The sequence below is a fragment of the Pseudomonas sp. PSPC3-2 genome, from assembly GCF_049897085.1.
Taxonomy (GTDB): Bacteria; Pseudomonadota; Gammaproteobacteria; order Pseudomonadales; family Pseudomonadaceae; genus Aquipseudomonas; species Aquipseudomonas paraveronii.
The window spans coordinates 34350-48580 of the sequence record NZ_JAFCVO010000003.1 but is presented as its reverse complement, the minus strand read 5'-3'; the positions used below and the strand labels follow the sequence as shown (position 1 = coordinate 48580).

Here is a 14231-nt window from a genome sequence, read left to right as displayed (position 1 = left end):
GAACATAAGCGCGGAGCGGATGCTCCGATGGCCTTTTTGCACCACGAACTCTGCACCGAAAACGCCGTCATACCCTTCAGTTTAAGCCTGCCGGTCAGCCGCATTAAGGCCAGCCTTGCCTCTCTCAGATGGAGTTTCCCCCCGCGATGAGTACCGCCGCCCGAGTAGCACCGACCTTTCCCGACAGCATCTTCCGCGCCTATGACATCCGTGGCGTGGTGCCCAAGACCCTGACCGCCGAAACCGCTTACTGGATTGGCCGCGCCATCGGCGCCCAAAGCCTGGCCCAGGATGAGCCAAACGTTTCGGTTGGCCGTGATGGCCGCCTGTCCGGCCCCGAGTTGGTGGAACAATTGATCCAGGGCCTGGCCGACAGCGGTTGCCATGTCAGCGATGTCGGCCTGGTGCCGACCCCGGCGCTGTACTACGCCGCCAACGTGCTGGCCGGCAAATCCGGGGTGATGCTCACCGGCAGCCACAACCCTTCGGACTACAACGGGTTCAAGATCGTCATCGCCGGCGACACCCTGGCCAACGAACAGATCCAGGCCCTGCACACACGCCTGAAAACCAACGACCTGACCAGCGGCAAAGGCAGCATCACCAAGGTCGACATTCTTCAGCGCTACTCCGACGAAATCACCAGTGACGTCAAACTCGCACGTCGCCTCAAAGTGGTGGTGGACTGCGGCAACGGCGCGGCCGGCGTGATCGCCCCGCAACTGCTCGAAGCCCTGAACTGCGAAGTCGTGCCGTTGTTCTGCGACGTCGACGGCAACTTCCCCAACCACCACCCGGACCCGGGCAAGCCTGAAAACCTGGTGGACCTGATCGCCAAGGTCAAGGAAACCGGGGCCGACGTAGGCCTGGCCTTCGACGGCGACGGCGACCGCGTGGGCGTGGTGACCAACACCGGCGAAAACGTGTTCGCCGACCGCCTGCTGATGCTGTTTGCCCGTGACGTGGTGGCGCGCAACCCGAATGCCGAAATCATCTTCGACGTGAAATGCACCCGTCGCCTGACGCCGCTGATCAAGGAGTACGGCGGTCGCCCGCTAATGTGGAAGACCGGTCATTCGTTGATCAAAAAGAAAATGAAGGAAACCGGCGCGCTGCTGGCCGGCGAAATGAGCGGCCACGTGTTTTTCAAAGAGCGTTGGTTCGGGTTTGACGACGGCATTTACAGCGCCGCTCGTCTGCTGGAGATCCTCAGCAAGGAAAAATCCACGGCGCAGGAGCTGTTTCAGACCTTCCCGAACGATATTTCTACGCCAGAGATCAATATCCATGTGACCGAAGAGAGCAAATTCAGCATCATTGACGCATTGCACGATGCGCAATGGGGCGAAGGCGCCAACCTGACCTCCATTGATGGTGTGCGAGTCGATTACGCCAAAGGCTGGGGCCTGGTTCGCGCGTCCAACACCACACCGGTGCTGGTGCTGCGTTTCGAGGCGGATACCGAGGCTGAGTTGCAGCGCATCAAGGACGTGTTCCACGCCCAGTTGAAACGTGTTGCCCCTGATCTCCAATTACCGTTCTGATTTTTTTGCACCGGAGCCCTGAATGACCCTCGAACGCGAAGCCGCTGCCAACACCGCCAAGGTCCTGTCCGAAGCGCTGCCCTACATTCGACGCTACGTCGGCAAGACGCTGGTGATCAAATACGGCGGCAATGCCATGGAAAGCGACGAGCTGAAAACCGGCTTTGCCCGCGACATCGTGTTGATGAAAGCCGTGGGGATCAACCCGGTGGTGGTCCACGGCGGCGGCCCGCAGATCGGCGATCTGCTCAAGCGTTTGTCGATCGAAAGTCACTTCATCGATGGCATGCGTGTGACTGACGCGCAGACCATGGACGTGGTGGAGATGGTCCTCGGCGGCCAGGTGAACAAAGACATCGTCAACCTGATCAACCGCCACGGCGGCAGCGCGATTGGCCTGACCGGCAAGGACGCGGAGCTGATCCGCGCGAAAAAACTGACCGTGACCCGTCAGACGCCGGAAATGACCCAGCCGGAAATCATCGACATCGGCCAGGTAGGCGAAGTGATCGGCATCAACACCGACTTGCTGAACCTGCTGGTCAAAGGTGATTTCATCCCGGTTATCGCACCGATCGGCGTGGGCGCCAACGGTGAGTCCTACAACATCAACGCCGACCTGGTAGCCGGCAAAGTGGCCGAAGCACTGAAGGCTGAAAAGCTGATGCTGCTGACCAACATTGCGGGCTTGATGGACAAGCAAGGCAAGGTGCTGACGGGCCTGACCACCCAACAAGTGGACGAGTTGATCGCCGATGGCACCATCTACGGCGGCATGCTGCCGAAGATCCGTTGTGCGCTGGAAGCGGTACAGGGCGGGGTCGGCAGCTCACTGATCCTTGATGGCCGCGTACCGAATGCGATCCTGCTGGAAATCTTCACCGACACCGGTGTGGGCACGCTGATCAGCAATCGCAAGCGTCCTTAAGCGCTGAAAACCAAAAGGCCCCGCTCAATCTGATTGAGCGGGGCCTTTTTATGTGGACGGAGGTTCGGTGTCAGACGCCGAACTGCTCGCGGTACGCCCGCACCGCCGGCAAGTGCTGCTTGAGCTGCGGATCGTCTTCGAGGAACTGCAACACCTGGTTCAAGGACACGATGCTCACCACCGGGATGCCGAAATCACGTTCCACTTCCTGGATCGCCGACAATTCACCATTGCCGCGCTCCTGGCGGTTCAAGGCGATCAGCACGCCTGCCGCCTTGGCACCCTCCTGGGACGCGATGATCTGCATGACTTCACGGATGGCGGTGCCTGCGGTGATCACGTCGTCGATGATCAGCACGTCGCCCGTCAGCGGCGCGCCCACCAGGCTGCCGCCTTCGCCATGGGCCTTGGCTTCCTTGCGGTTGAAGCACCACGGCAGATCGCGCCCATGGTGTTCAGCCAACGCCACGGCCGTCGCAGCGGCCAGGGGGATGCCCTTGTAGGCCGGACCGAACAGAACGTCAAAGGAAATACCGCTTTCAACGATGGCTGCCGCGTAGAAACGCCCCAACTGAGCCAGGGCCGAACCCGAGTTGAACAAGCCTGCATTGAAGAAATACGGGCTGGTGCGCCCGGACTTGAGGGTGAACTCACCGAAGCGCAAAACACCGCGATCGATGGCAAAACGAATGAAATCGCGTTGATACGCCTGCATGAAAAAAACCTCAGATACCACGGCTTTAGCTAATTAGGTAGACGGCGTGTATCATACACGCACGCGATTTTTGGGGCCATTTATGCGGATCATCAGTGTGAACGTTAATGGTATTCAGGCTGCAGTCGAGCGTGGTTTGCTCAGTTGGCTGCAAGCCCAGAATGCCGACGTCATCTGCCTGCAGGACACCCGCGCCTCCGCCTTTGAACTGGACGATCCAGCCTTCCAACTGGATGGCTACTTCCTTTATGCCTGCGATGCCGAAGTGCCCACCCAAGGTGGCGTGGCTTTGTACTCGCGGTTGCAACCCAAGGCGGTCATCAGCGGCCTCGGCTTCGAGACAGCCGACCGCTACGGGCGCTACCTGCAAGCCGATTTCGACAAGGTCAGCATCGCGACCTTGCTGCTTCCTTCGGGGCAGAACGGCGATGAAGACTTGAACCAGAAGTTCAAGCTAATGGACGACTTCGCCCGCTATCTGGATAAACAGCGACGCAAACGTCGCGAGTACATTTATTGTGGCTCGCTGTACGTGGCGCAACAGAAGCTGGATATCAAGAACTGGCGCGACAGCCAGCAATCGCCGGGCTTCCTGGCGCCGGAACGGGCCTGGATGGACGAGATTGTCGGCAACATGGGCTATGTCGACGCCCTGCGCGAAGTCAGCCGTGAAGGCGACCAGTACAGCTGGTGGCCGGATAACGAACAGGCCGAGATGCTCAACCTGGGCTGGCGTTTCGACTACCAGTTGCTGACCCCGGGCCTGCGCCGCTTTGTGCGCAGCGCACGCCTGCCGCGCCAGCCGCGCTTCTCGCAGCATGCGCCGCTGATCGTGGACTACGACTGGACACTGACCATCTGAGGTCTTTGTCCAGGTACAAAAAAACCGACATCGCTGTCGGTTTTTTTGTGCGCGCCTGCTTACTTGATCAGCCGCCAGGTCCACGGGTAGCGGTAGGCCGTGCCGTTGTTGGCCTTGATCCCGCCAATGATCGTCAGCACCAGCGCCGCGACCACTAGGATCAACATCAACAGAAAGCCGATCACCACGAACCCGAGCACCATGCAGACCAGCCAGGCGATGGCCACGGTGATCTGGAAGTTCAGGGCCTCCTTGCCCTGGTCATCGATCAGCGGGTCCATGTCCTTCTTGATCTGCCACAGGATCAACGGCCCCAATAGGCTGCCGAAAGGGAATACCAACCCCAGAAACGCCGCGAAGTGACACAACATCGCCCACTGGCGCACTTCCTTGGACGGTGCCGGAACAGGCAATTGGCTGTCACTCATGGCGTTTCTCCTTGAAGCTGGCTCAGTCGGCCAGCGCAGCGTTCTGCAGCTCGAAAATCTCGGTCATACCTTTCTGGGCCAGGGCCAGCATGGCATTCAGGTCAGCCGGCTGGAATGGCGCACCTTCGGCGGTACCCTGCACTTCGATGAAACCACCGGTGCTGGTCATCACCACGTTCAGGTCGGTCTCGGCGGCCGAGTCTTCCAGGTAGTCCAGGTCCAGCACAGGCTCGCCCTGGTACATGCCCACCGACACAGCGGCGATCATCTGCTTGAGCGGGTCGCCGCCCTTCAGGCCGCCACGCTTCTTGATCACTTTCAGCGCGTCGACGAGTGCAACCATGGCACCGGTGATGGAGGCAGTACGCGTGCCGCCGTCGGCCTGGATCACGTCGCAGTCGACGTACAGGGTCACGTCGCCCAGCTTGGACATGTCCAGGGCAGCGCGCAGCGAACGGCCGATCAGGCGCTGGATTTCCAGGGTGCGGCCGCCTTGCTTGCCACGGCTGGCTTCACGCTGGTTACGCTCGCCGGTGGCGCGCGGCAGCATGCCGTACTCGGCGGTCAACCAACCCTGGCCCTGGCCCTTGAGGAACCGCGGTACGCCGTTTTCGACGCTGACGGTGCAGATCACCTTGGTATCGCCAAACTCGACCAGTACAGATCCCTCGGCGTGTTTGGTGTAGTTGCGGGTGATGCGGATCGAGCGGAGCTGATCGGCAGCGCGACCACTTGGACGTTTCATAGGGGATACCTGTACGGAGGACGAAAAACTGCCGGGCATTATAGAGCCGCGAGCCGATTCGGGGCACATCTAAAAAATCCGGTTACGAATCGCCGACTTCCAGTGCTTTGTCAGTGCCAGGGTTTGGGGCCAATCGCCCCACTGCGCTACACTCCTGCGCCTTCGCAGCCTGTCGGCTTCAATTTACCCATCAGCCCGCTATTGCGGGACTGCAACGCGAGGTACCTCCATGGTGCACAGCATGACCGCCTTCGCCCGCGTCGAAAAAGCCGGCGCCCAAGGCACCCTGAGCTGGGAACTGCGCTCGGTCAACAGCCGCTACCTGGAGCCGCACCTGCGCCTGCCGGAATCGTTCCGCGACCTCGAAGGCGCGGTACGTGAGGCACTGCGCCAGGGCATTTCCCGCGGCAAGCTGGAATGCACACTGCGCTTTACCGAGGAAACCACCGGCAAACCGCTACAGGTCGACCGCGAGCGCGCCGCGCAACTGGTCGCCGCCGCCGAGACCATTGCAGGCCTGATCAAGCAGCCTGCCGCGCTGAACCCGCTGGAAGTGCTGGCCTGGCCCGGCGTGCTGGTGGCTGACGCCAGCGACCCGCAAGCCCTCAACGCCGAAGCCCTCACCCTGTTCACCCAGGGCTTGAAGGAACTCAAGGCCGGCCGCGAGCGCGAAGGCGCCGAACTGGCCCGACTGATCAACGAGCGCCTGACCTCGATTGAAGCCGACGTGGTCACCCTGCGCGAGTTGGTGCCGCAGATGCTCGCGACCCAGCGCCAGAAGGTCCTCGACCGCTTTGCCGATATGAAGGCCGACCTTGATCCGGTGCGCCTGGAGCAGGAAATGGTCCTGCTCGCGCAGAAGAGCGACGTCGCCGAAGAGCTCGACCGCCTGAGTACCCACATCCTTGAAGTACGCCGCGTGCTCAAGTCCGGCGGCGCCGCTGGTCGGCGCCTGGACTTCCTGATGCAAGAACTCAACCGCGAAGCCAATACACTGGGCTCCAAGGCGTTCGATCCGCGTAGCACCACGGCTGCGGTCAACCTCAAAGTGTTGATCGAGCAGATGCGCGAACAAGTACAGAATATTGAGTAAGGCAACCTCCATGACCCACAGCACCGGCACCCTTTACATCATTTCCGCCCCTTCGGGCGCGGGCAAGAGCAGCCTGGTCAAGGCCTTGACCGACGCTGAAGAACAGATCCGCATCTCGGTATCCCACACCACCCGCGCCATGCGCCCGGGCGAGGTGAACGGCGTCCACTATCACTTCGTCGAGCGCACCGAGTTCGTCAAGATGATCGAGCACGGCGCCTTCCTTGAGCGCGCCGAAGTGTTCGGCAACCTCTACGGTACGTCGCAAAGCCACCTGCAACAAACCCTGGATGAAGGTCACGACCTGATCCTGGAGATCGACTGGCAGGGCGCCGAACAAGTGCGCCAACTGATGCCCAAGGCGCGGTCGATCTTCATCCTGCCGCCGTCGCTCGAAGCCTTGCACCAGCGCCTGACCAACCGAGGCCAGGACAGCGACGCGATCATCGAAGGCCGCATGCGTGAAGCCGTCAGCGAAATGAGCCACTACGTCGACTACGACTACCTGATCATCAATGACGATTTTGCCCACGCACTCGACGACTTGAAGGCGATTTTCCGCGCCAATCAGCTCCAGCAAAAGCGCCAACAGCAGCGTTTCGGCAAATTACTGGCCGAACTGCTCGGTTGATTGGTTCTTCCCAAAACGGCTGCGAGGGCCTTACATTGGCACTTGTAGCGGTTTTCGAGGGCCGTGGAAAAATCAGCGCTTCCCTAAACGCTGGTGTTTTTTTAAACTGTTTAGTCCGCTCGCCCAACCGGGCAGCGCGCATTTTGCATTCGCTCCGAGGAATATCATGGCCCGCGTAACCGTTGAAGACTGCCTAGACCACGTGGCAAACCGCTTTGAGCTGGTCATGCTCTCTACCAAGCGTGCCCGTCAACTGGCCACTGGCGGCAAAGAGCCCCTGGTCCAGTGGGAAAACGACAAGCCTACCGTTGTCGCCCTGCGCGAAATCGCTGAAGGCCTGATGAGCTACGAGTTCATCGCCAACGCCGAAATCGTTGAAGACGAACCGCTGTTTGCCGCGTTCGAAGGCGAGTCCAACGAGGACGCCTAAGCCTATGCCTGGTCGACGTAGCACGGCGCGGAGTCAACGCACGCAGCAGGAGTTCATCCTTTGCCGAGCATAGACGCCCTCGCCGATCGCTTATCGACCTACCTCGGCCCAGACCAGGTCAACCTGGTCCGCCGAGCGTATTTCTACGCCGAACAAGCCCACGACGGCCAACGCCGCCGCAGCGGCGAGGCGTATGTCACCCATCCTCTTGCGGTGGCCAATATTCTGGCCGGCATGCACATGGACCATCAGAGCCTGATGGCCGCGATGCTGCATGACGTGATCGAAGACACCGGCATCGCCAAGGAAGCGCTCTGCGCGCAATTTGGCGACACCGTGGCCGAACTGGTCGATGGGGTCAGCAAACTGACCCAGATGAACTTCGAGACCAAGGCCGAAGCCCAGGCGGAAAACTTCCAGAAGATGGCGATGGCCATGGCCCGGGATATCCGGGTGATTCTGGTCAAGCTCGCCGACCGGCTGCACAACATGCGCACGCTGGAAGTGCTGTCCGGCGAAAAACGCCGGCGCATCGCCAAGGAAACCCTGGAAATCTACGCGCCCATCGCCAACCGGCTGGGCATGCACGCCATTCGTATCGAATTCGAAGACCTCGGCTTCAAGGCCATGTACCCGATGCGTTCGGCGCGCATCTACCAGGCGGTCAAGCGCGCGCGGGGCAACCGCAAGGAAATCGTCAACAAGATCGAAGAGTCCCTGAGCCATTGCCTGGCGATCGACGAGATCGAGGGCGAGGTCAGCGGGCGGCAGAAGCACATCTACGGCATCTACAAGAAGATGCGCGGCAAGCGCCGGGCCTTCAACGAGATCATGGACGTGTACGCGTTCCGGATCATCGTCGACAAGGTCGACACCTGCTACCGCGTACTGGGCGCTGTACATAATTTGTACAAACCCCTGCCGGGGCGCTTCAAGGACTACATTGCCATTCCCAAGGCCAACGGCTACCAGTCGCTGCATACCACGCTGTTCGGTATGCATGGGGTGCCGATCGAGATCCAGATCCGCACTCGGGAAATGGAAGAGATGGCCAATAACGGCATCGCCGCCCATTGGCTGTACAAATCCAGCGGCGACGAGCAGTCCAAAGGCACCCACGCCCGCGCCCGCCAGTGGGTCAAAGGCGTGCTGGAAATGCAGCAACGTGCGGGCAACTCCCTGGAATTCATCGAAAGCGTGAAGATCGACCTGTTCCCGGACGAGGTCTACGTGTTCACGCCCAAGGGCCGGATCATGGAGCTGCCAAAAGGCTCCACGGCGGTCGACTTTGCCTACGCCGTACACACCGATGTCGGCAACAGTTGCATCGCCTGCCGCATCAACCGGCGCCTGGCCCCGCTGTCGGAACCGCTGCAAAGCGGCTCCACCGTGGAGATCGTCAGCGCACCGGGCGCACGCCCGAACCCGGCGTGGCTCAACTTTGTGGTCACCGGCAAGGCGCGCACTCACATCCGTCACGCCTTGAAACTGCAGCGCCGTTCCGAGTCCATCAGCCTGGGCGAACGCTTGCTGAACAAGGTGCTCAACGGTTTCGACAGCGCCCTGGAGAAGATCCCCGGCGAACGCCTGCAAGCGATGCTCAACGAGTACCGCCAGGAAACCATCGAAGACCTGCTCGAAGACATCGGCCTGGGCAACCGCATGGCCTATGTGGTCGCCCGTCGCCTGCTCGGCGAAGGCGAGCAATTGCCAAGCCCGGAAGGTCCGCTGGCGATTCGCGGCACCGAGGGCCTGGTGCTCAGCTACGCCAAGTGCTGCACACCGATCCCGGGCGACCCGATTGTCGGTCACCTGTCTGCGGGCAAAGGCATGGTGGTTCACCTGGACAACTGCCGCAATATCAGCGAAATCCGCCACAACCCGGAAAAATGCATCCAGCTCTCGTGGGCCAAGGATGTCACCGGTGAATTCAACGTCGAGCTGCGGGTGGAACTGGAGCACCAACGCGGCCTGATCGCCCTGCTGGCCAGCAGCGTCAACGCGGCCGACGGCAATATCGAAAAAATCAGCATGGACGAGCGCGATGGTCGCATCAGCGTGGTCCAACTGGTGGTCAGCGTACACGACCGCGTACACCTGGCCCGCGTGATCAAGAAACTGCGCGCCTTGACCGGCGTGATCCGCATCACCCGCATGCGTGCATAGCCCACCTCTTACAAGGAGTCATTCATGACCAAGACTGTTATCACCAGCGACAAAGCCCCAGCCGCCATCGGCACCTACTCCCAGGCGATCAAGGCGGGCAACACCGTCTACATGTCCGGCCAGATCCCGCTGGACCCAAAGACCATGGAACTGGTTGAAGGCTTCGAAGCACAAACCGTACAGGTCTTCGAAAACCTCAAGTCGGTCGCCGAAGCTGCCGGTGGTTCGTTCAAGGACATCGTCAAGCTGAACATCTTCCTCACTGACCTTAGCCACTTCGCCAAGGTCAACGAGATCATGGGCAAGTACTTCGAACAGCCTTACCCAGCCCGCGCCGCCATCGGCGTTGCTGCCCTGCCAAAGGGCGCACAGGTTGAGATGGACGCGATTCTGGTCATCGAGTAAAACACCCGGCGTAGCCTCCACAGGCTGCGCCGACTTCGTTTTAAAAGGATTTCATGATGCGCAAAGCGCTAGTAGCCTCTTCGTTGCTCGCCCTGTTGCTCGGCGGCTGTGCCAGCAACCCCGCCGACCTGGATGTGAGCGGCACCTGGATCAACCAGGTTGCCATCGACGCGGCAGCCAAGGGCGGCCCTTTGCGTGAAGCACTGCAGAGCTTTGGTCCGAACCTCGAATGGGACGTCAACACCAAGGCTATGCAGGCCCGCTACTACAACGGTTTTGAAGTAGCGGAAGGCAAGTTGCTCAGTGAGAAGCCTGGCGCCTGGAGCGTCGACTTCTACGGCAGCGCCGCCACTGAACTCAAGCGCAAAGGCAGGCAACTGCTGCAAGTGGCCAACGACAACGAGCCCGAACAGCTGTTCGCCCGCGCCAAGGAACCCGCACCGGAAGGCGCGCCACTGGGCGCCAACTTCGAGCGCGCGCTGTACGCAGCTTATATGGGCGGCGACTGGAAAATAGCCAGCGGCAATGGCGAAGGCGCCATCGTGCAGTTCCAAGCCGACGGCCAAGTCGCCGGCCTGCCGGGCGCCGATCGATATTCGTTGTGCCTGGCGGGTGATTGCGCCTCCATGAGCGGCGGCTACGACAGCATGTGGCTGCAACAGCACGGCGTGGGCAATCCGTGGATCTTTGTACGCAAGGGCAAGCAACTGGAAATCTTCCAGGCGATCAACACCGCGCATGCTGATGAAGTGCCACAGTTCACGCCAGGCCCTCGCCAATGGATGCTTGAAAAACAATAACCGCCATCACACAGATATGAATGTGGGAGGGGCGGTGCGACGATTCGACTTGCCCCCGATGGCGGCGGTGACAGTCACAGATGCATTGACTGAACCCCTGCTATCGGGGCAAGTCGAATCGTCGCACCGCCCCTCCCACATTTTCTGATCGCGTTTCAGCCCTTCAAGATAGCCGCATACCCTTCACGATAACTCGGATACGTCGGCACCCAGCCCAACGCCTTCGCCCGGGCGTTGCTGCATTGCTTGCTACCGGCACGACGCACACTGGCGTCCTCGGACCACTGCGTCACACCCAGGTAATCGCGCAACCAGGCCACCACCTCGGCCAGCGGCGCCGGTGCGTCATCCACACCGATATAGATCTGATCCAACGAACCGCCCTGCTCCACATGCCGCAACAAAAACGCCAGCAGGCCCGCCGCATCATCGGCGTGAATCCGGTTGCCATATAAGGGCGGATCGATCGCCACGCGATAACCCTGGCGCACCTGAGTCAGCAGCCACTCACGGCCCGGCCCATAGATCCCCGTCAACCGCACGATGCTCGCCGGAATGCCGCTGTTCAGCGCCACTTGCTCGGCCTCCAGCATCACCTGCCCGGAATAGCCTTTTGCCAGGGTCTCAGACGTTTCGTCGACCCATTCGCCCTGCTGCTGCCCATACACACTGCTGCTGGACACAAATAGCAGATGCTTGGGCTCCTGGCCGTAATCCGTCAACCACTCCAACACGTGCTGCAACCCTTGCACATACGCGGCGCGATAACCGGCTTCGTCGTGATCCGTCGCCGCCGCGCAATACACCAGGTAATCCACCCCGCCGATCGGCCAGGTGTCAGGGCAGTCCTTATTGAACAGGTCACCGGCAATGCCGATCACGCCGTCGGGCAGGCGCGAAATATCGCGCCGCAGGCCATGAACCTCCCATTCCGAGGCGAGTAATTGGCTGGCCAGCCGACTCCCCACATCGCCACAACCGGCAATCACAACAGAAGGCGCAGACATCACAAAACTCCGTACTGAAAGGTCTAGATTAGCCGTCACAAGAGACCAGCGGCCAGAAAAAGGGCAAATAAAATTACTGCATTGCTTCTGTTAACAAGAATTACTTGCAATAATAACCACCCATTTGTCCTCGACCTCACAGGGTCTGGAAGGACGATCACTCATTTTTTTCTCTCAGGTCCGGCCAGCATGACACGTCATACAAACCCCGCTTCGCCAACCAGGCTTCACAGTCCGTCTCGCGCCTGGCGCGCGATTGCTGCGTTGCTGTTCAGCGTACTGCTGGCACCGACCGCCGCATTCGCTGATGCCACCGCACCGGCTGCTGCTCCCGCCGAACAAGCACCCCCCGCGAACGTCGCGCAAACACCGGTGCCAAGAAACGCTGACGGCACTGTCGACATCTCCAAGCTGCCGCCAGAACTCAAGACCGCTGTTGAGGGCCTCAATGCGCTGGCCGAAGAGGCGCAAGCCGAACAGAACAACACCCTCGGCATGGCCCACGACCTGTCGCCGTGGGGCATGTACCAAAACGCTGACGTGGTGGTGAAAGCCGTGATGATCGGCCTGGCCATCGCCTCGATCATCACCTGGACCATCTGGATCGCCAAAGGCTTCGAGTTGTTGGGCGCCAAGCGCCGCCTGCGCGGCGAAATCGTCCACCTGAAAAAGGCCACCACCCTCAAGGAAGCGAGCGAGAGCGCGACCAAGAAGGGCACCCTGGCCAATACGCTGGTACACGACGCGCTGGAAGAAATGCGCCTGTCGGCCAACACCCGCGAAAAAGAAGGCATCAAGGAGCGCGTGGCGTTCCGTCTGGAGCGCCTGGTGGCAGCCTGCGGTCGTAACATGAGCAGCGGCACCGGCGTGCTGGCGACCATCGGCTCCACCGCGCCGTTCGTCGGCCTGTTCGGCACCGTGTGGGGCATCATGAACAGCTTCATCGGCATCGCCAAAACCCAGACCACCAACCTCGCCGTTGTCGCTCCCGGCATCGCCGAAGCCCTGCTGGCGACCGCCCTGGGCCTGGTTGCCGCGATTCCTGCGGTGGTGATCTACAACGTCTTCGCCCGTTCGATTGCCGGCTACAAGGCCCAGGTATCGGACGCGTCGGCAGAAGTCTTGCTGCTGGTCAGCCGCGACCTCGATCACCTGCCTACCGAGCGCAGCTCGCAACCGCACATGGTGAAAGTGGGGTAATCGGCCATGGGCCTGCATTTGAATCAAGGCGACGACGAACTCGTCGAGAACCACGAAATCAACGTCACGCCATTTATCGACGTGATGCTGGTGCTGCTGATCATCTTCATGGTGGCGGCACCGTTAGCCACCGTGGATATCAAGGTCGACCTGCCCGCGTCCAGCGCCAAGCCTGCGCCGCGCCCGGAGAAACCGATTTTCCTCAGCGTCAAGGCGGACCAGCGCCTGTTCCTGGGCGAAGAAGAAGTCAAAACCGAAACCCTGGGGCCGGTGCTCGACGCCAAGACCCACGGCAAGAAAGACACGACGATCTTCTTCCAGGCCGATAAGGGCGTGGACTACGGCGACCTGATGAGCGTGATGGATGCCCTGCGGGCAGCCGGCTACCTCAAGGTCGGCCTGGTCGGACTTGAGACGGCAGCCAAGAAATGATCACGACGCGCCACAAACTGACGCGTTATGGCACCAGCCTGGCCGTCGTGCTGGGCGTGCATGCCATCGCGATCGCCATCGCGCTCCACTGGTCAGCGCCGCGCACGGTCCAACTGCCACCGGCGGCCATGGTCATTGACCTGGCGCCGATGCCCGCACCGCCGCCACCGGCACCGCCCAAGGTCGTCACGCCGCCGCAGCCGCCGGCCCCGGTGGAAGAGCTGCCGCTGCCGAAACTGACCGAGGCGCCCAAGCCGACGATCCAGGTGCCCAAGCCGGTCAAACCCAAGCCCAAACCACAGCCGCCCAAGCCGGTGGAGAAGAAGCCCGAACCGCCCAAGGAGAAACCTTCCGAAGCGCCACCGAGCGACACGCCGCCGACCAACACGCCGGCGGAAAAATCGGCCCAGCCCGCGCCGGGCCCGTCGCCGCAACAGGTCGCCGCCAAAGCCTCCTGGGAAGGCGCCCTGCTGGCGCACCTGCAGAAGTACAAAAAGTACCCGCAAAGCGCTCTGAACAGTGGCAAGGAAGGCATGAATCGCTTGCGCTTCGTGGTCGATGCACAAGGCAATGTGCTGTCCTACGAGTTGGTGGGCCGCTCCGGCAACGCCAACCTGGACCGCGCCACCCTGGACATGATCCGCAGCGCCCAGCCATTGCCCAAGCCACCGGCCGACATGGTAAAAAGCGGCAGCATTGAGATCGTCGCGCCGTTCGTTTACAACATCGAGAAGCGTCGCCGCTAAAGGCACGCGCAGGGCTGTGTGAGAGGGGGCTTGCTCCCTCCCACATTGGGTCTTATCGTTTCAGCAAAATCTCGCACATTCCCCGCTCAATCCCAGTCA

General features: G+C 61.0%; 15 protein-coding genes and 1 pseudogene. 12 read left to right on the top strand and 4 right to left on the bottom strand.

The genetic code is table 11. The annotated features are described in order from the left end of the window. Positions 1-128: 128 nt before the first annotated feature. Positions 129-1544: pseudogene (locus ACP7CJ_RS06875) on the top strand (phosphomannomutase/phosphoglucomutase); the annotation flags it as partial. 22 nt (positions 1545-1566) lie between these two features. Next, positions 1567-2472 carry an acetylglutamate kinase gene (gene argB, locus ACP7CJ_RS06870; protein ID WP_017846055.1) on the top strand — a complete coding sequence of 302 codons (906 nt, stop codon included), beginning with the start codon at positions 1567-1569 and terminating at the stop codon, positions 2470-2472. A 70-nt stretch (positions 2473-2542) separates the two neighbouring features. Here argB and pyrE read toward each other — a convergent pair whose 3' ends face one another. Further along, positions 2543-3187 carry an orotate phosphoribosyltransferase gene (gene pyrE / locus ACP7CJ_RS06865; RefSeq protein ID WP_017526814.1) on the bottom strand — a complete coding sequence of 215 codons (645 nt, stop codon included), beginning with the start codon at positions 3185-3187 and terminating at the stop codon, positions 2543-2545. Between the two features lie 82 nt (positions 3188-3269). Here pyrE and ACP7CJ_RS06860 point away from each other — a divergent pair, with 82 nt between their 5' ends. After that, positions 3270-4049 (top strand): exodeoxyribonuclease III, encoded by a 780-nt coding sequence (locus ACP7CJ_RS06860; protein ID WP_003195493.1) that lies wholly within the window; start codon positions 3270-3272, stop codon positions 4047-4049. A gap of 59 nt (positions 4050-4108) precedes the next feature. On the opposite strand, the gene ACP7CJ_RS06855 is transcribed toward ACP7CJ_RS06860, so the two are convergent. Both ACP7CJ_RS06855 and rph read right to left on the bottom strand, forming a co-directional pair. Beyond that, a complete protein-coding gene (locus ACP7CJ_RS06855; RefSeq protein WP_017846057.1) occupies positions 4109-4477 on the bottom strand; it encodes a DUF4870 domain-containing protein in 369 nt (122 codons plus the stop codon). 22 nt (positions 4478-4499) lie between these two features. Further along, on the bottom strand, positions 4500-5222 hold the full coding sequence (gene rph / locus ACP7CJ_RS06850; RefSeq protein WP_003213280.1) for a ribonuclease PH: 723 nt from the start codon (positions 5220-5222) through the stop codon (positions 4500-4502). Between the two features lie 229 nt (positions 5223-5451). Between rph and ACP7CJ_RS06845 the strand changes: the two genes are divergently transcribed. The 6 genes from ACP7CJ_RS06845 to ACP7CJ_RS06820 all read left to right on the top strand — a co-directional run bounded on the left by ACP7CJ_RS06845 (position 5452) and on the right by ACP7CJ_RS06820 (position 10747). Next, positions 5452-6315, top strand: coding sequence for a YicC/YloC family endoribonuclease (locus tag ACP7CJ_RS06845; RefSeq protein ID WP_276195450.1), 864 nt, complete (start codon positions 5452-5454; stop codon positions 6313-6315). A 10-nt stretch (positions 6316-6325) separates the two neighbouring features. Beyond that, a complete protein-coding gene (gene gmk / locus ACP7CJ_RS06840; protein ID WP_276195451.1) occupies positions 6326-6946 on the top strand; it encodes a guanylate kinase in 621 nt (206 codons plus the stop codon). A 166-nt stretch (positions 6947-7112) separates the two neighbouring features. Further along, positions 7113-7376 carry a DNA-directed RNA polymerase subunit omega gene (rpoZ, locus tag ACP7CJ_RS06835; protein WP_247398362.1) on the top strand — a complete coding sequence of 88 codons (264 nt, stop codon included), beginning with the start codon at positions 7113-7115 and terminating at the stop codon, positions 7374-7376. Positions 7377-7436: 60 nt separating this feature from the next. Further along, on the top strand, positions 7437-9542 hold the full coding sequence (spoT, locus tag ACP7CJ_RS06830) for a bifunctional GTP diphosphokinase/guanosine-3',5'-bis pyrophosphate 3'-pyrophosphohydrolase (protein WP_276195452.1): 2106 nt from the start codon (positions 7437-7439) through the stop codon (positions 9540-9542). A 24-nt stretch (positions 9543-9566) separates the two neighbouring features. Next, positions 9567-9947, top strand: a complete 381-nt coding sequence (locus ACP7CJ_RS06825) for a RidA family protein (RefSeq protein ID WP_003176922.1) — start codon at positions 9567-9569, stop codon at positions 9945-9947. A gap of 56 nt (positions 9948-10003) precedes the next feature. After that, complete coding sequence (locus ACP7CJ_RS06820; protein ID WP_276195453.1) at positions 10004-10747, top strand: hypothetical protein; 744 nt, start codon at positions 10004-10006, stop codon at positions 10745-10747. A 155-nt stretch (positions 10748-10902) separates the two neighbouring features. Here the strand turns inward: ACP7CJ_RS06820 and ACP7CJ_RS06815 are convergent, their stop codons facing one another. Next, on the bottom strand, positions 10903-11754 hold the full coding sequence (locus ACP7CJ_RS06815; protein ID WP_276195454.1) for an SDR family oxidoreductase: 852 nt from the start codon (positions 11752-11754) through the stop codon (positions 10903-10905). Between the two features lie 189 nt (positions 11755-11943). Here ACP7CJ_RS06815 and exbB point away from each other — a divergent pair, with 189 nt between their 5' ends. Genes exbB through ACP7CJ_RS06800 form a run of 3 tightly spaced genes read left to right on the top strand, consistent with a single transcriptional unit; the run spans position 11944 to position 14132 of the window. Continuing rightward, a complete protein-coding gene (gene exbB, locus ACP7CJ_RS06810) occupies positions 11944-12954 on the top strand; it encodes a tonB-system energizer ExbB (RefSeq protein WP_276195455.1) in 1011 nt (336 codons plus the stop codon). 6 nt (positions 12955-12960) lie between these two features. Further along, positions 12961-13386: a TonB system transport protein ExbD gene (gene exbD, locus ACP7CJ_RS06805; protein WP_247408689.1), complete on the top strand. Its 426-nt coding sequence runs from the start codon at positions 12961-12963 to the stop codon at positions 13384-13386. Further along, the gene (locus ACP7CJ_RS06800) at positions 13383-14132 is read left to right on the top strand and encodes an energy transducer TonB family protein (RefSeq protein WP_276195456.1); all 750 of its coding nucleotides are present in this window, start codon (positions 13383-13385) and stop codon (positions 14130-14132) included. The genes exbD and ACP7CJ_RS06800 overlap by 4 nt, the downstream gene beginning before the upstream one ends. Positions 14133-14231 lie beyond the last annotated feature (99 nt).